General features: G+C 36.6%; 13 protein-coding genes. 4 read left to right on the top strand and 9 right to left on the bottom strand.

Features of this window, described 5'->3' with window-relative positions:
- Position 1: 1 nt before the first annotated feature.
- Positions 2-460, bottom strand: a complete 459-nt coding sequence (locus MMF97_RS07945) for a peptidylprolyl isomerase (protein ID WP_243361287.1) — start codon at positions 458-460, stop codon at positions 2-4.
- Positions 461-693: 233 nt separating this feature from the next.
- Between MMF97_RS07945 and MMF97_RS07940 the strand changes: the two genes are divergently transcribed.
- From MMF97_RS07940 to MMF97_RS07925, 4 genes are all read left to right on the top strand, one after another.
- A complete protein-coding gene (locus MMF97_RS07940; RefSeq protein WP_243363291.1) occupies positions 694-1,875 on the top strand; it encodes an asparagine synthetase B in 1,182 nt (393 codons plus the stop codon).
- An 84-nt stretch (positions 1,876-1,959) separates the two neighbouring features.
- Positions 1,960-2,400: a VOC family protein gene (locus tag MMF97_RS07935; protein ID WP_243361286.1), complete on the top strand. Its 441-nt coding sequence runs from the start codon at positions 1,960-1,962 to the stop codon at positions 2,398-2,400.
- Between the two features lie 174 nt (positions 2,401-2,574).
- Positions 2,575-3,468, top strand: a complete 894-nt coding sequence (locus MMF97_RS07930; protein WP_243361284.1) for a hypothetical protein — start codon at positions 2,575-2,577, stop codon at positions 3,466-3,468.
- A 292-nt stretch (positions 3,469-3,760) separates the two neighbouring features.
- Positions 3,761-4,444, top strand: a complete 684-nt coding sequence (locus MMF97_RS07925; RefSeq protein WP_243361281.1) for a porin family protein — start codon at positions 3,761-3,763, stop codon at positions 4,442-4,444.
- A 51-nt stretch (positions 4,445-4,495) separates the two neighbouring features.
- Here the strand turns inward: MMF97_RS07925 and MMF97_RS07920 are convergent, their stop codons facing one another.
- The 8 genes from MMF97_RS07920 to MMF97_RS07885 all read right to left on the bottom strand — a co-directional run bounded on the left by MMF97_RS07920 (position 4,496) and on the right by MMF97_RS07885 (position 17,830).
- Positions 4,496-6,496: a putative porin gene (locus MMF97_RS07920; protein ID WP_243361279.1), complete on the bottom strand. Its 2,001-nt coding sequence runs from the start codon at positions 6,494-6,496 to the stop codon at positions 4,496-4,498.
- Entirely contained in the window at positions 6,496-7,311 is an 816-nt protein-coding gene (locus tag MMF97_RS07915) for a purine-nucleoside phosphorylase (protein WP_243361277.1), read from the bottom strand. Before MMF97_RS07915 ends, MMF97_RS07920 begins: the two co-directional genes overlap by 1 nt.
- Complete coding sequence (gene lpxK / locus MMF97_RS07910; RefSeq protein ID WP_243361275.1) at positions 7,283-8,335, bottom strand: tetraacyldisaccharide 4'-kinase; 1,053 nt, start codon at positions 8,333-8,335, stop codon at positions 7,283-7,285. The genes MMF97_RS07915 and lpxK overlap by 29 nt, the downstream gene beginning before the upstream one ends.
- 108 nt (positions 8,336-8,443) lie before the next feature.
- On the bottom strand, positions 8,444-11,485 hold the full coding sequence (locus MMF97_RS07905) for an efflux RND transporter permease subunit (RefSeq protein ID WP_243361273.1): 3,042 nt from the start codon (positions 11,483-11,485) through the stop codon (positions 8,444-8,446).
- Between the two features lie 13 nt (positions 11,486-11,498).
- Entirely contained in the window at positions 11,499-12,560 is a 1,062-nt protein-coding gene (locus tag MMF97_RS07900) for an efflux RND transporter periplasmic adaptor subunit (protein ID WP_243361270.1), read from the bottom strand.
- Between the two features lie 2 nt (positions 12,561-12,562).
- Positions 12,563-13,894, bottom strand: a complete 1,332-nt coding sequence (locus tag MMF97_RS07895; RefSeq protein WP_243361269.1) for a TolC family protein — start codon at positions 13,892-13,894, stop codon at positions 12,563-12,565.
- Positions 13,895-13,941: 47 nt separating this feature from the next.
- The gene (locus MMF97_RS07890; RefSeq protein ID WP_243361267.1) at positions 13,942-14,577 is read right to left on the bottom strand and encodes a TetR/AcrR family transcriptional regulator; all 636 of its coding nucleotides are present in this window, start codon (positions 14,575-14,577) and stop codon (positions 13,942-13,944) included.
- Between the two features lie 106 nt (positions 14,578-14,683).
- Positions 14,684-17,830, bottom strand: coding sequence for a right-handed parallel beta-helix repeat-containing protein (locus MMF97_RS07885; protein ID WP_243361265.1), 3,147 nt, complete (start codon positions 17,828-17,830; stop codon positions 14,684-14,686).
- Between the last annotated feature and the right edge of the window lie 45 nt (positions 17,831-17,875).

Below are 17,875 nucleotides of genomic sequence, written 5' to 3'. Positions count from 1 at the left end.
ATTAATCTTCAATTACTTCAATTGTTAAAATTCTATCGCCCTGACGGATGTCATCAACAAGGTCAACATTTTCAACCACTTTACCAAAGCAAGTATGGTTTCTGTCTAAGTGAGCTGTATTATCCCTGCTATGGCAAACAAAGAATTGTGAACCTCCGGTATTTCTTCCGGCATGAGCCATAGATAAAACCCCACGATCGTGATATTGGTTATCACCTGTTAATTCACAATCAATTTTATAACCCGGACCACCTGTACCCGGTATGCCTGTAGCACCTTCTTTAGAGTTTGGACAACCGCCCTGTATTACAAAATTAGGAATTACACGATGGAAAGTTACTCCATCATAAAATCCTTCTTTAGCTAATTTTTTAAAATTGGCAACTGTATTGGGAGCATCTTTTTCGTAAAACTCCACAGTCATGTTACCTTTTTCAGTTTTTATAATCGCTTTACTCATAATCTTTTTTTAAGGTTTCAAATTTAGCAATTTGCCTGATATATGCCATTAAATAAAAATATCATCATATCATTTAATAATTTTTAACGTTTTTAGCATACATAAATTTTAAATACGGCCTTTTTACGTTATTTTTAGCTTCATACTTTATCATGGTTTTTAAAAAATTAGGTTTATGGCTGTTTCTTATGACCGCCGCTGTAATAGCTAAGGCTTCTTCTATCCTTATCCATATGGATGAAGATCAGAAAAATCACCTTAAAGCTTATGGTATTGCTTATTGGACCATTAAAAATCAATTAGAGGTTGACTGGCTACTAAACTATCGTGGCGGAAGCTTTCTGATCAAATATGCCAAATCTGTTGAAGATGAATGCAAAATAAGAGGAGTTTCTTATGAAATTTTAGCAGATGGCAAGGTAACTTCCATCTTAAATGAAATTAACAAGCCCGATGTGAATATGGAAATGGTGAAACTTGAAAAAGCACCAAAAATTGCTGTTTACTCTCCTAAAAGCAAATTACCCTGGGATGATGCAGTAACCTTGGTACTCACTTACGCCGAAATACCTTACGAAGTAATCTATGATGATGATATCTTAAAAGATAAATTGGTTGCATACGACTGGTTGCATTTACACCATGAAGATTTTACGGGTCAATACGGCAGGTTCTGGGCTGCTTATCAAAATGTAAAATGGTACCAGGACGATGTGAAATATCAGGAAGAGGCTGCCAAGAGAAACGGATTTAAAAAAGTATCTGAAATGAAACTGGCAGTTGCCAAACGCATTAAAGAATATTGTGCCGGAGGAGGCTTTTTATTTGCCATGTGCTCTGGTACAGACAGTTTTGATATTGCTCTTGCAGCAGAAGGTGTGGATATTGCAGACCGCATGTTTGATGGTGATGGTGTGGACCCGCAGGCACAAAGTAAATTAGATTTTAGTAAAACCTTTGCCTTTACAGATTTTAGATTGGATATGAACCCTTATAACTACGAGTTTGCAGATATTGATGTTACCCAGACCCGCAATTTTAATGTAACCAACGATTTCTTTACCTTATTTGATTTCTCTGCCAAATGGGATCTCGTACCTACCATGCTTACTCAAAATCACGAAAGGGTAATCAAAGGTTTTATGGGACAAACCACCGCTTTTAGAAAACGTCTGGTAAAACCAAGTGTTACGGTTATGGGCGAAAATAAGGCTGGTGAAGAAGTACGTTATTTACATGGTGAAACCGGCAAAGGCCAGTTTACTTTTTATGGCGGGCATGATCCCGAAGATTACCAGCACCAGGTTGGTGATCCTCCTACAGATTTAAGCCTTCATCCAAACTCTCCGGGCTATAGGCTCATTTTAAACAATGTGCTTTTTCCGGCAGCTAAAAAGAAACCACAAAAAACCTGATTAGAAATCCTGCTATTAAACAATCTGGATTAAATTTTTCTATTTAAACTTAAAAAATTCAAAACAATATTAAATCTTAAAAACATGGCTACTGTAAATGTTTATTTAACTTTTGAAGGAACTTGCGAGGCTGCATTTAACTTCTACAAATCTGTTTTTGGTGGTGAATTTGCGCATATTGGTAAATTCAAAGATATTCCACCAAGTGAAAATATGCCACCAGTGGCTGGTGCTGATGCTGACAAAATCATGCACGTGAGTTTACCCATCAGTAAAGAAACTGTATTAATGGGCAGCGATACAGCAGGCGAATGGTCTGGCACCCTTACAGTTGGAAATAATTTTGCAGTTTCTATTAATGCTGAAAGTAAAGCAGAGGCCGACAAATTATTTAATGGCTTATCTGCCGGAGGTAAAATAACCATGCCTATGGCAAATACTTTCTGGGGTGCTTATTTTGGTATGTTTACTGATAAATTTGGCATAAGCTGGATGGTAAATTTCGATGAAATGCCTCAAAAATAAATTCTGATTCGATAGGTATTCAAAAAGGAAGATAGTCTAATTTTTTGAATACCTTTTTAAAGGTAAGCGTTATTACTTTCTCTTGTTAAAGCATTTGCACCACGTCACTTTAAAAACCTTTTCTTTGTATGCTTTACAGCTTTATATTCTTTTAAAAATTAGTATTATTAGCCAATGTGGTTAAAAAGACTTGCTTCAGTGCTTTCCTCTATACTTATTTATTCGATAAGTATTGCTCAAAGCAATCAGTCCAGTATTTGGTCTCCACAAGTAAGGATTGACGGTTCTGATCTTCCTGTTACTGGAGTAACCATAGATATTAATTCAAAAAATTATTTCCCTTCAAATGAGCTCGGTGTTGTTCCTATTCCTCTTGCAATACTAAAAATTTCTGATACGATCAATGTCAGGCACATAGGGTTTGAAACAAAGAAAATCATTGTTACAAATTTAAATGAGCTACTATCAGTTATACTACTTAAGGAGGCAGCAATAACATTAAATGAAGTCAAGATCATAGAGAACAAGAAAAAGAGCAAAACGCTGGAATATGGGCCAAATAGCTTTTCAATAAGTCATTACCTAACCGCATTCAACAGGAAATATGCTTTATACCTACCTAAATATGAAAATGAGGGCTACATAAAAGAGATTATTATCAATATGAGTAATAAGGCTAATGGCATCAATGCTCCTTTCAAAATTAGTTTATATAAAAAGAACAATAAAAGCGAATTTCCATCTGAACAATTAATGGAAGGGTTTATTGTAAGTAATAAAAAATCGGAAAAATCATTTAGCATCGACATTTCTTATTTAGGGATAAAAATCCCCGATGAAGGGGTTTTTATTGTATTCGAAACACTTCCTCAAGAATACTATTCAAACGATATTTTAAAAATCCATGGATGGCAGCTAAATAAGCTACCCTCGTTAAAATACAGTTCGTTTCCTAAAAAATTTAACAAAGATTTTTATTCATTAATTCATTTTGGCAATGCTGGATGGGTAAAAATGCCAAACTTAGAATTTCAATTTCAAGCAAAAATATTAACCTTAAATGATTAATATTACTCCTATTTATGTTACAGCATTCGTCCTGTGTAAACATATAAATAACATGAATGAAAAAATTAAGTGCTTATGTTTTATCCAACATTAATTTAGCTCTTCTTTCAAATTCTGACCTGTTTTAAGCACTATATCTGAAAATTAGCACATCGCTTAAAAACCTTAAAAAACACACTGAAAACCAATACCTTACAACAAAAACACGCAAATAAATCTCGTTTTTGGCACAGCTTTTGGAACTTCTTTACTGTTTTAATATTTAAAAAATTAGACATCAAAACAGAAAGTTATGAAAAATTTAATTGTAGCAACAGCATTTACGTTTCTCTCAATAGGGACCTTTGCACAAACCACTAAAATGTCGGGAAACGATGCCCGCTTTGGCGTAAAAGCAGGGGTAAATTTATCTAGTTTAAAATATAGCGGAGAAGACGCAGGCCAATTAGATCAGTATTCAAAAAATATTGTGGGCTTTAACGTTACTGCTTATGGTGATTTTGGTGTAGCCAATAACTTCTTTATCCAGCCAGGTATTTCATTACAGAATAAAGGCGGAAAAATAGAGGGCAACATATTTGGTGGCACAGGTAAAATAGAACAAAATGTAATGGCTATCGAGGTTCCGGTAAATGCCGTACTTCGCATTCCTACCGGCGATGCAGGTGCATTTCAGATTAGTGCCGGTCCTTATGCAGCTTTTAATATCTCAGGGAAATACAAAAACAGCGTAACCGGGTCTTCTTCAACCATTTCTGGAGACAGGGACATGAATTTTGGCAGTAAAAACTCTGACGATATGAGCAGCATGGATTTTGGTGCTAACTTTGGTTTGGGTTACCGCCTTGCCTCGGGATTTTCACTGGGTGCTAATTACGGTTTAGGTCTAAGTAACTTAATTCCAAGCGACCAAAAATCAAGTGATAACAAAATAAGTAACCGTGTATTAGGTTTTACTGTAGGTTATTCATTTTAAGCTTTATTGAAAGCTATAAAAAAAGCAGACCGAACTGGTCTGCTTTTTTTGTTAGTCGTAAAAATTCCAGCTTACCCCTACTTTAAATAACCTATCAGGCATTGGGTATTGGTTAACTGTATAATATCCTTTGCTAAATACGCCTTGGTTTACATATTCATACTTTGCAAAAAGGTTAGCTCTTCTCAAACCTGCTTTGATCCATACATCTGCTACGGGTTTTGATCCAAATACCACATTATCGCCGTTATAAAACTGTGCAACTGCCGGAGCGTAAGATTTGGCTACATAGGTTGAGTTATATCTTACATCGAAACCAATTTGTGTTTTTAGGGTTTTAAAAAAGGTTTGGTCTTTATAGATACTTGCAAAAGCATAAAACTCAGGCGTTCTTAAAATATTAGCATAATCTGTTTTCTGGTACACGCCATAAACATCAAAATGAAAACTTCCTAAACTTGTGCTTTTACCTAAATTGATCTGCAATAAGCTGATGTTTCCGCTCTCTTGTGTCGGACTAATTACATTAGGTGCAGTTTGCGTGAAATAAGTATAATTTGAAATGAGATAATAAGAAGCTTTTGTATCAAGCCCCAGCAATGCATTTATGTATCTGAAAGAAAAACTAGCTGTTTTGGTTCTGTCCAGGTCTCTTCTAAAATCCCAGTTATAATAATTACTGTTGTAAAAGGTATAGATACTCTCTGGCGATTTATTCTGAATATAAGCATCCATAATAATCTTACCTGCCTTATCACCTAAATTTATATTAGACTTTGCTTCATACAGAAAATCTCCGGCATATTTACCCTGAAAGATCTGTTGTACATCTAAATTCAAATCGATCTTATTGCTAAACCTATAACCTAAAGCTCCCAATAAGGTAAGGTCTTGAAAAGTTGTTCTATCGTCAAAAAACGATGTTTTATCTTTCTTCAAAACAGACTGTCCAAAACTATAGTAATTATGCCTAATTCCTGCATCGATTTTTAATTCATTTTTGATGAAAGAACTTGATTTAGATCTTAGAAAAAATGAATACACAAATTCATTTTGTAACTGCTTTACAAATGTAGTATCGTTGGTAAATACCAGATCTCTGGCTGTGGTAGGCAATACCTTAAACTCATCTTCTTCATCTTTTTTAAAGTTATACGAGTTGGTATTATAAATCAGCGTATAAGATATTTTATTGGTTGGCAATATATTTTGCGAATTCTGGGTCTGCGTACTGTCTATACGGCCCACAAAATAATCCTGCTTAATCATGATACTGGTATTCCTGTACAGCTGCTTAGCTGTATTCAGTTTTACCGGTTCAGCCTTTTTGCTTACCAAGTTATCGCCCTCATACGCAAATATATCTCCTTTTACCACCGACCCGTTTTCCTGGGCTTTTAGCGTATTAAAAATCACATCGGCCATCAGGTTATAGCGTTTATTAGGTGATTGATACCATGTAAAGATTGCGGCATTCAGATCATCTCCACGCTGGTGGGTATAAAATCCGTTAGCACCTATACGGTTGAAATTAGCCCCAAAATTCCAGTTACGTTTGATGTTTTGCGAATGGATAATCTTTAGAGTCTGCTCATTATCAGATGCGGCAGTATAATTTAAGCTGGTAAAGGGTGATCTTGCTCTATAAAATTTAACCTCATCATGTGTGAGTTTATAAAAATCAAGCGAATGAAAGCCTGCATCAAAACCTATATTTTTTAAGGGCGCATACAGCATGGGTGCAGCTGCTAATCCCAAAACTCCCGTGCCTATAGTGGGCATATGAGGTTGTTTAATAGGACTAAAATTCTGGATCCCTGCCAATGTGGTATCAAGAGGTATGGTTTGCACACTATCTCTCATTAATTTGAGTGTAGTATACCTGATATATTTTGAGTTAAAAATAACCGTATCTTTTCCTGCTTCTTCCTGTTTCCTTAAAGAATCTAATTCTTTGTTACGTCCCACAGAAGTTTTCAGATCCTGTGCCTGTACATAACCAGCGCTTATTATAAGCAGCAAAAGAATAATAGATGCAATGTGTTTACGCATTATAAACCAGATATAAGCTTGCTTAAGATAAGAGTCATTTTAGGCTCTGCTTTTGCGGCTGTTTCAATAATTTCTTCTACGCTTACCGGTTTAAGATCGGCAGGAAAACCTTCATCTGTTAATACAGAAATAGCGAAAACAGGTAAACCCATATGGTTAGCCACAATGATCTCGGGTACAGTACTCATCCCTACCGCATCTCCGCCAATTACTCTTAAATATTTATATTCTGCTTTTGTTTCAAGATTTGGTCCGGTAACGGCTACATATACACCTTTATGACAGGTTATATGGGCTTCTCTAGCTATGTGCAATCCTTTTTCAATCAAATCGTGGTTATAAGGCTGACTCATATCCGGGAAACGGGGTCCTAAATTGGTATGGTTTAATCCTCTTAACGGGCTTTCGGGTTGCAGATTGATATGATCGTGAATGATCATCAGCTCACCTTTTCTGAACTCTGGGTTTAAAGATCCCGCAGCATTTGATACAAATAAATGCGTAATGCCCAGCAGTTTCATTACTCTTATAGGAAAAGTAATCTGCTGCATACTATAGCCTTCATAGTAATGTAATCTGCCTTGCATGGCTACTACTTTTTTACCATTTAATGTACCAAAAATGAGTTTTCCTGAATGGAATTCCAGCGTTGATATAGGGAAATTAGGAATGCTTGAATACATGATGCTGTGCGGAATATCTATTTCATTCACTAAAGCACCTAATCCTGTACCTAAAACAATACCTACTTCAGGTGTAAAATCTCCTATTTTATGTTTGATATATTTAACTGAATCTTCTAAAGCTTGCAACATAGTTTAAAATTTTTTGGTCAAACGTTTGCTTATCTTCCTCTTGTACAACCATGCTTATAGGCAGGCAGTAAACAGGCAAATTTAAAAGTAAATCTCTTAAATTATTATTTAATAAACGCTGGGCATCCTTTTCTGTTGTAATTATTATTTTTTCCTGCGCAGGGTTTTGTTCAAAGGCCTTAACCAGTCTGTTTATTTCATTTACGGTAAAGTTATGGTGATCTGCATATTTAAAATGATGCAGATTAACCGGAAATTTATTTAAATATTCTACCAGTGGTTTGGAGTTGGCTATAGCGGTTAATAAAAAGACTTCTCCACCAATGCTTTTGTTATACACTTCTCTTTTGAACAAATGAACTGGTTTTTCATAAGCAATACCTGCAAAAGCAAGGTTTTGATGACTGGTAAGTTCAAATTTATGTGATACAGCCAGCTTTAAGTTTAATGATGACAGAGGCGGACATTTGGTTACCAGTACACTATCTGCTCTTGTTACACCATCAAAAGTTTCTCGCAGGTTTCCGGCAGGCAGTATAAATTGAAAGCGGCTAAGCTTGTCAAATTCAAATAGCAGAATGCTAAAACCTGGCTTAACTCTACGATGCTGAAAGGCATCATCCAATAAGATGATATCATGCTGCTCTTTTAGTAAAGAAATTCCTTTGATCCTATCTTCGCAAACGGCAACGGTTACCTGTTTAAATTTATGGTAATACTGCATAGGTTCATCACCAATGGTAGCAGCTGTTGCATGTTCATCGGCAAGAATAAATCCTTTGGTTTTACGCCCATATCCCCTGCTTAAAATAGCAATTTTATAACCACTTAAAAGGCGAACTAGATATTCTGTTGCTGGTGTTTTGCCCGAACCTCCTACGGCCAGGTTGCCCACACTAATTACAGGTATATCAAAACTAACTGATTTCAACAGGCCTTTATCGTACAACCAATTTCTTATTGTTGTAACCAAACCATAAATGAATGAAAGGGGCAGAAGGATTAAACGTAAATATTTTAGCATGCAGGTTTCAAAAGTAAATAATTATTTGATGGCAATGAAACAAAAAAGCCATCCCCGATGGCGAAAAATATTGCCTGCCCGGGGATGACTCTGCTTTTAACTATTTGTCTATATTTTGGGTGGCATCAATTTATAAACTACCGGCGTTACTATTCTCGACAATAAAGTTGAACTAATCAAGCCGCCAATCATTACAATAGCCAATGGCGATATCAAAGGATTGCTCGACAAGGCAATAGGCAACAAGCCTCCTATTGCAGTAAAAGTAGTTAAGATGATAGGCAGAAATCTCACCTCGCCTGCTTCTTCAATTGCTTGGTTTAACCCCTTACCTTCGGCCCTCAATTGATTGGTAAAATCTACCAGCAGAATGGTATTTTTCACTTCTATACCCGCCAGTGCAACAATACCGATGGTAGCTACAAATGACAAGGAATTTCCAGTAACCAGAAGCGCCAGAACAGCTCCTACTATGCCTAAAGGAATAACCGAAAGTACAATAAGTGTACTTTTAAAGGTTTTGAACTCAAGCACCAGCACCGCTATAAACAAGAATACCGTGATTAAAATAATACTACCAAAACCACCAAAAGATTGATTTCTACTTTCTACCTCTCCGCCCATGGCAAACTCATATCCCTTAGGCAATTTCATTTTTTGCATTTGCTGTTCGACCTCTTTAATTACACGATCATTTAAATAGCCTCTTTTTACAAACGCATTTACAGAAGTAGTTCGCTCTTTATTCTGGTGATTGATGCTGATGGCAGAGGTTTCTAGCTTTAGGGTAGCAATTTGTGATAAAGGAATAGAAACACCTTGGTTGTTATTCACATATAGATTTTCTAAAACCTTAAGCGTAGGATTTGCAGGCCTACTGGTGGTAAGTATAATGCTATAATCATCGCTGTTTGCATTAGGATTTACAAACTTCCCTACTTCTACACCCGCTAAAGCCATACGCACAGTACGGTCTATATTAACCGTAGCAATGCCTAAAGCATTTGCTTTTTCTTTATCAATTTCTACCTTAATATCAGATTTTAGATTTTTAAGCGGATTATTTACATAAATAGTTCCTTCTGTCTGCTTTAAGAGCTCTTCTACTTTCGCCGATAAATGTCGTAATGTATCCAGATCATCGCCAAACAAACGCACCTCTACTGGCGAAACAATAGGCTGCCCTTGTTCAAAGTCTTTTACTTCTATTTTAGCTCCCGGATAAGGCGACCATTTCTTACGAAGATTTTCAATGAGTTTTACCTTTTTATCGGCCGTGATATCATCTTTTAAGAGCACAAATATTTCCGAAAAATCTGATCGTTCGTTTTGCTGTAAAACATTATAATAAATTCGTGGATTTCCTTTACCCACATTTGTAGCAAAGTATTTTACTTCTGGAATGGTTTTAAGCTCTTGTTCTATCTGCTTTGCTATAGAATCTGTATAATGTAGATTAGATTGTAAAGGCGTAGATATATTGATCAAAAACTGTGGTTTTTCTGATGAAGGGAAAAGACTGAAACCAATAACCGGTATTAATGCCAATGATCCACCAAAAATTATTACGGCAACAATGATGGTTACCACAGGTTTATGCAAAGCTTTGTCTAACAATCTGGCATAGGTACCATGAATTATTTTTTGCAGGGTTTTTAAAACGATGTTTCCAGCAGGATCTTGGTGTGGTTTTAAAATTTTGCTGGATAAGAATGGCACAATGGTCAATGCTACAAACATAGAACCCAGCACCGAACTCATTACCGCTACAGGCAAGCTCCTGATAAATTCTCCTGATGCCTCGGGCATAAACATTAAGGGCATAAAGGCAATAATGAGCGTTGCCGTACAGCCGATAACAGCTAAGCCAATTTGCTTGGTGGCTTTAAAGGTTGCTTCTATACGACTATGCCCCTCACGCATCCAGCGTTCTATATTTTCTACTACAACAATGCTATCATCAACCAACAAACCCAATGAAACCACTAAGCCTACAATACTCAACTGATTTAAGCTAAAGCCTAATAAATTAACCAGGATAATACCGATAGCTAAAGATAGTGGAATAGAAACCATTACTACAATTGATGCTCTGGTACCTAAAGGCAGCAAGGTAATCAGTACTAAGGTAATGGCAATCATAAAATCGACACCTAAACCACTTAATCTTGTATTTACATTTTCGGCCTGATCAAACATGACCTGCATATCTATATTATTGGGTAAGGTATCTTTAAACTGATTGATTGCCGGTAAATATTTATCCTGCGATTGTGATATGTTGCTTCCTGATTTTAACGCCGCCACTACAAACACACAACGATAACTGTTTAAACGGGTAAGGTGTTTATCCTGCGAATAATCAAAATAAACATTAGCCACATCTTTAAGCATAATGTTTTTACCTCCTGCACTAAATACAATGGTATTTTTAATCTCATCTATATTCTGATAATTGCCACTGGTTTTAATGTTAAACGATTTATTGCCTGCATTTACACTACCTCCGGGGATATTAGCCACCTCGCTTTGGATAGCGTTGGCAATAAAGGTTACGGGCAGCCGCAGCTGGGCCATTTTATCCAGATTTAAATCTACCCTAACTTCCTGATCTGGCAAACCCACAATAGCTACATTTTTTAAGGTGGGAACTTTTTCAAGTTCACTTTGTAATTTTTCTGCAGCCGTTTTCAGGTTACTTCTCGATGCATTCTGAGAAATGAGTGCGATTTGTAGCACATTAACATCAGATGGACTTACTTTCTGTACTTCGAGACTGTAAATCTCTTTTGGCAGATTTGCTCGTTCTATATTGATCTCTCTAATCAGCTCCTGATACTTGTTCTCTACATTTACATTGTATTTATATTCTACAAAAATTACCGCTAAACCATCTCTTATGGTAGTTTTGATGCTTTTTATATTATCTAGTCCGTAGATCCGTTTTTCAAGTGGTTTAACCACCAACTCCTCCATGTCTTTAGGACTGGCTCCCGGATAAACTGCCACCACCGGAAAATTAGGTGCGTTCATATCGGGATCTTCGGCACGCGGCATGTTCAGTACCGTTGTAATACCCAATACCAATAACATGAGCATGATGATGAGGGTAAACTGGTAATTTTTTACGGCATATTCAGATATCTTCATTTTCAGTTTAAGCTTAGTTTAACACCTTGATCTTTGAATTGTCTTCTAAATAAGCGCTCCCCGAAATGATAACTGCTTTCGCTTGTTCTAAACCTCCGGTTATTACCACTCTGTTTTGCTGTAAAGCTCCTAAAGAAACCTTGATTTTCTTGGCTGTATGGTTATCATTGGTGATAAAAATATAGCCTTCGTTTTCATTGGCATCTAAAAGTGCATCATAAGGAATACTGTATTGGGTAACTGCTAATGTTGGAAAAACTCTGGCCTTACCAAACAAGCCGCTTGCCAAGCCTTTTACAACAGCATCCTGCAACTTCAATTCTACACCGAAAGTTCCGTTTGAAGGATCTATACTTTCGGCTTTCCTGCTTAATACAGCCTCAAAAGTCTTACCTAGTAGTGCATCTGTACTGATTTCTGCTCTATCGCCTATTTTTAAAGCAGCCCATTGTTTATCACTCAAACCAGCTTTTAAAATCCAGTTATTCTGTCCTGCCCCATTAACCTGCAAAACCGGAGTTCCAGGACCTACGACTTGACCTTCGTTTGCTATTTTTCTAAGGATATATCCATTTTTCTGTGCTCTTATTTCTGCATAACCCACATTGATATTGACTGCATTTAACTGTTGTCTGGCAACCTCCAAAGCTGTTTTGGCATTTTGCATCTGTTCTAAAGTAGCTACGCTGTCTCTAAACAATTTCTGCGCTCTGTTATAATCTCGTTCTGCCTTTTGAAAAGCCAGTTTAAGCTGATTAGCCTGTGCAGAGATTTCATTTTCGCTTACCGCTGCCAGTAATTGCCCCTGACGTACTGCATCTCCCTCTTTTACATAGATCTTTTTAATTACGCCACCATTTTTAAATGACAGAATGGTTTCATCATCGGTAGAGAATTGTCCCGATACAGCAATGGCCTGTTTAACATTTTCTGTTTGTAAGGTTTCTACTTTTACAGGAATAACATTTTCATTGTTTATCGTGCTTTTACTTTCCTGGGCATGCCTGCAGGCCAGGCTCATCAGCACAGCAAAAAAGCCTAAGGCGTAAAGTCTTTTATTTGTGATAGCTTTCATGATCATTTTATAGCATAAGCGGCAGTTTCTCTTTCCAGATCTGCAATCGCGATTAATACTTTATATTTATTTATTTGAGTTAATATTCTAGAGCCTGTAAACTGATTACGGGCATCGATGGTTTCTACAAAAGAATTGGAACCAGCCAAATAGCCTTTATCTATTAAGCGCTGGTAAGCTGCAGCAGCTTCAAATTGCTTTAAAGATGCCTGATAATTCTGATTAGCTGACAGGAGGTTATTCTGTGCCACTTTTACAGCCAGGTTTAATTGCTGTGTTACTAAACCGCTGTTTAGTTCGGCATTTTTAAGGTCTAAGTTACTTTCCTTGATTTTATAGTTATTCCTGTTACCAGAAAAAATCGGGATTTCTAGTTGTAGGCCTGCCATATAATACCTCGAATTTTGATTAAACTTAAAACCCTCTGCTTGCGAACCCGCATCGATAAAAGCGCCAAGTTTAGGTACTGCATATAGTTTATTCAGTTTGTTTACATCCCGGTTAATGGCCACAGCCTGATTTGTAAGCTTAATCTCTTCACGTAAATCAGCCCCATTTCCGGTTAAAAGCAAAGTATTCACTTTATTCAGTTCATCATCAACTTTAAAATCGGCCTCAATCTCTTTATCCTCTGTTCTGTTAAGTAAGAAATTAAAATACATTTTGGCATTTTTAACCTGCTGTTCTGCAGTAACAATCTGGGCTTTAACATTTTCTATTTCACTTTTAGAACGTAGCACATAAGCGGGCAATCCTTTGCCATTTTCTAACAGTTTCTCATTAACCCGTAAGGCTTCCTGCGTTAATTTCATAGCCGATTGATAGATTTCTACAGCCTGCAAAGCACTTAAATAGTTATAATATGCGGTTTTAACATTTCTAACCAGTTCTCTCTTGTAAATAGCCACTTCATATTCTTTAAGTGTATATTGCTTCTGTGCAATTTTTTTATTGTAAGTTAAATCAGCATTGATCAATGGCATTGTAGCCCGCAGCTTGGCATCATAAAAATTTCTAGGAAAAAAATTAATCTGTTCATTCTCCAGCATAGGAAACTTATCAGATTGAGTAATCTGATTCAAAGTGCTATATACAGGATTTAGTAAATCGCCAAGTGGCAAAGGAATATTTCTTCCTCCATCTGCGGTTTGGTAAGTACCTTGAAAACTTAACGAAGGTAGAAATAGGCTGTTGGCAGTTTTAAGTGCCATCTGCGCTTTTTCCAAGCTTATATTTTTCTGCATCAGTACAATATTGTTTGTACAGGCCTGCTCTATATAAGCATCTAATACGTTCTGCGCCTTTAAAAAAGCCGTACTACCGCATAAAAGCATTATGTTGATAGTTAGAAAACCATTTTTTATTAACACCGTTAATTTCATTACCTTAAGCTGCTTATCATTAATATTAAACCATTATAGGCATCATCTAATACATCTCTTTGCATATCTTCTCCTAAATGTGCTGCCGCAACATGATCTAAATGTCCTTGTAGTTTTAAACTACATAAACCATGTACAAGCGCCCAGATGTTAAGTGCTACTATTCTTTCGTCCATTTCCTTAAAAAAACCCTCTTTTTTGCAATCTGCAACGGTATTGAGCAAGCTGTTAAAGGCTTGTTCTCCTTCTTCCCATTCACACGTATCTTGTTTGCTCAAAAATTCTATGGGCTCTTTCATAATGAACATAATTTCATAAAAATCAGGGTTTTCTAAAGCAAACCGAAGATAAATCTTCCCCATAGCTTTTAATCGTTCAAAAGCATTCTCTACACTTTGCAATACCATAAATTGCTTACCCAGTATTTTAAAACCTTCTTTATGCAAGGCATAGGCCATATCGCTTTTATCTTTATAATAGAGATAAATAGTTGTAGGACTTATACCTGCCCCCTGTGCAATTTTTCTCATAGATGTAGCTTCGTACCCATCTTTAAGAAACAGGTTTTTAGCCTCTTTTAATATCATTTGCCTGATACCTTCGCGCTGTTGTTCATTTTTTTCTTTTCTACCCATAATGCAAAAATCAAACAAATATAATTAACACTGTTAATTTAAAAAATAAAATGATAAAAAAAGAGGAAAGATTTGGTCTTTCCTCTTTTTCATAGCTCAGGTAAACTTAGAGTTTTACGATTTTCTTAGCTAAGTCGCCTGTATTTTTCAGTATTCTCAATGTATATACACCTGGTTTAGCATCGCTGATATCAAATGCGATAGGTTGCGAAGTATCTGCCTGTTGTACCTTAAGAATTCTACCGGTTACATCTACCAGTTGTAATTTAACCAGCTCTTTTTCTGCCGAAGTTACATTTACAAAAAGCTTTGATGTAGTAGGATTTGGATAAGCGGTTACGCTTACACCATCATTCAATCCTTTTACAAATCTTGTTAACTTATCGTAAGTGGTAGGTTTTCCATCTGCATCTATCTGTGTTAATCTATAATAAGCAGAATTTAAGAAAGTTAAATCGGTATAACTATATTTTCCTGCACCTTTGGCATCCAGTCTTTTCAGTTCAAAGAATTTCTTACCATCAAAGCTTTTTGTAATCACAAACTCTTTATTCTGGCTTTCAGCCACCGTTTCCCAGGTAATTAAAGCTCCGTTATTCGCACGAGTTGCTTCAAAAGCAACAAGGTCTACCGGAAGAGTAGTTCCTGTTCCAAAAGTAAATTTACCAGAGATGGTATTAATAGGGTTTAAATCAGAAGTTACACTAAACTTATTACCTGAAGCAGTTTGTGAAGTTCCGCCATAGCTAACCCACTCTGTACCACCATAAAATGCCACTTCTGTAATTAAGGTACCCGAAATGCCACTACCGCTTTTATCGAAAGTAGTTAACGAGACACTCCCTACTGTACCTGTACTGCTTACATCCCAATATTCTTTATTACTTACAGCTGTAAGCGAAGATCCTGCCGCAATAGTTGAGGTATTACCTGCATCTGTATTAAAATACTCGGCAGTTATGGCAGCTGTAGGGTTATTAAACGAAATTAAAGTCTGTACACCTCCTTTTCCTAAAGGCATATCGTAAATAGCAACAGCACCTGTCAATTTTAAGGGACCATCAACATAACCTGCGCCACTAACAATAGAATTAGATGCAGTTAAAGTATTGGTTGCTGTTGATTTAATGTTACTGCCCGCAAATTCTATAGTACCATTAAAAGTAGCTGGTTTTGCAAGGGTTAACATCGTGTTATTTCCGTTCAGTTTTAAATTTCCATTCACAACAATTGTAGCATTATCTGCATCAAGCGTTGCATTTACTGGAATATCTCCTCCCGAATTTATGGCGGCATCTTTTAATAAAATAGTTCCTCCAGGGTTTACAATTTTAGCTGCTGATGAAAGTCGTGGTGACAATGTAGCCAAAGGGCCTCTCTCAAAAACCCAAACCTTAGTATCATTAGGCTGGTAACCTATTACCGGATCCGTATCTGTGTAATTTTCCAAATCAGCTGAATAGTCTATTCTGTCTGAATGAGCTCCGCAAATCATGTAGGAACTACCAGGTGCAGTAGCTGATCCACCAAAAGCAACAGGAATTTGTGCAGCATAACCCGGTTCGCCCGAAGGATTTGTAGAAACTGAAGGTGCCACTCCTGGAGTCTGACCTAAATTATTTGCACCAAAATTAAGTACATTAATATTATCTCCCCTGAACTCTACTTGCGAGTACCAATTATCTGTGATATTATTTTTAACAATATCTGCTGCCGTAGCTTGTGCTGTTACTGGAGGATTGGGAGGACTAGAAGGATCATTAAATAAGAATCCCATTGTCCAGTTATTGGTTATATTATTGTTTCTGATAATAGTTCCAGATATATTGTTTGCAACCTGTACACCTGTACGGTTATTGCTTATATCACAATATTCTACCAGTACATTTTGACGTCCGTTAATATACATCCCATTTCTGTTACCTGTAATAAGCAATTTTCTGGCGGTAGTATTGTTGGCATCCATAGAGACTCCTTGTTTATTCAGAACTCCATAGCTATCATTCCAATCTGTTATGTTATTTCCTTCTCTTGTAATGGTAAAACCTTCTACTATAGCCCCATCGGCAGCAATAGACAATGTAGTTGCGGAAGAATTTCCTTTGATACCAATAATTTTTGTAGTCTGTTCATTTGCCCCTATAAGTTTAAGCCCCTGTTTATTTACCACAACATCTTCAAAATAATTACCCGCCGAAACATTTATTGTATTTGCTGCACCTGAATTGTCTATTGCATCTTGAATGGTGATATAGCCCGTAAAAGATGGAGAGGATGAGCTAATTGCTCTGCATAATGCTGGCCCACTTATGTTAGCAGTGGCAGCATTTAAAACTCCTATTGTTGTAATTTTAGCAGTTGCATCTCCTGAAACAGCATTAGGATAACCAGTACTACTATTATCTGTAAAGTGATATTTATCGTTATCATAATCACTGTTTATGTTATGATCATCTACCGTAAACCCACCATTGGTACGGCCATTGCGAATGGTATTATTTGTTTCATCAAAATAATTACCCTGAAGAGTAATTGCAGTTGTAGGGTTTGATGAGTTTAGCTCGAAACCGCCAGCAAGATTCCCAATAAAATCGTTATAAGCAATATTTGCCGTTACTTGTTCAGTTATAGCCGCATTATCTGACGACCCCAAAAATATAAACCCGTAACTTCTGTTCCTGAAAAATTTATTACGCTCAATTTTAAGACCAGTTACTGATGGACTACCCGAAGGATCTATAACGAGCCCCGTCCTGTTATTTTCAAATTCGTTGTCACTGATTACGTGATTGCTACCTTGTAAATAGATAGCCGTACGATTTCCAATAAATTTACATTGAGTAATAGAAATATTATTGCTCCCACTATAAGTTGAAACAGATATTGAGTTACTTATACCAGGCCTGGTAACGGTAACACCGCTCAAGGCACTATTTGATTGCAATTGAATATTTCCCGAAGTTTCCAGAGTCGTTAAACTGGCACATTCACCTACCAACCTTACTCCCGAAGGAATAGAAACACCAGATGTTGTGTAAGTACCTGCAGACAGCTTAATATATTTCAATGTTATTGATGGATCCACTATAGCTGTTATGGCAGCAGACAAAGATGCTTTAGCCGTGGCTAGGGTTTTCCCATCATTTCCATCATTTCCTGATGGCGATACATAAATCTGTGCCCTTATGCCAAAAGAGCAGAGCAACAGCAATGCAAGTAAAAAACAACATTTTTTTAAGTAAAGTTTTTTCATATTATTTCAGTTTATTGGTGATTGGATTGATTTTTTAGTGTTAAA

Source organism: Pedobacter montanisoli (assembly GCF_022809115.1).
GTDB lineage: Bacteria > Bacteroidota > Bacteroidia > Sphingobacteriales > Sphingobacteriaceae > Pedobacter > Pedobacter montanisoli.
This window is presented reverse-complemented; position numbering and strand designations above follow the sequence as displayed.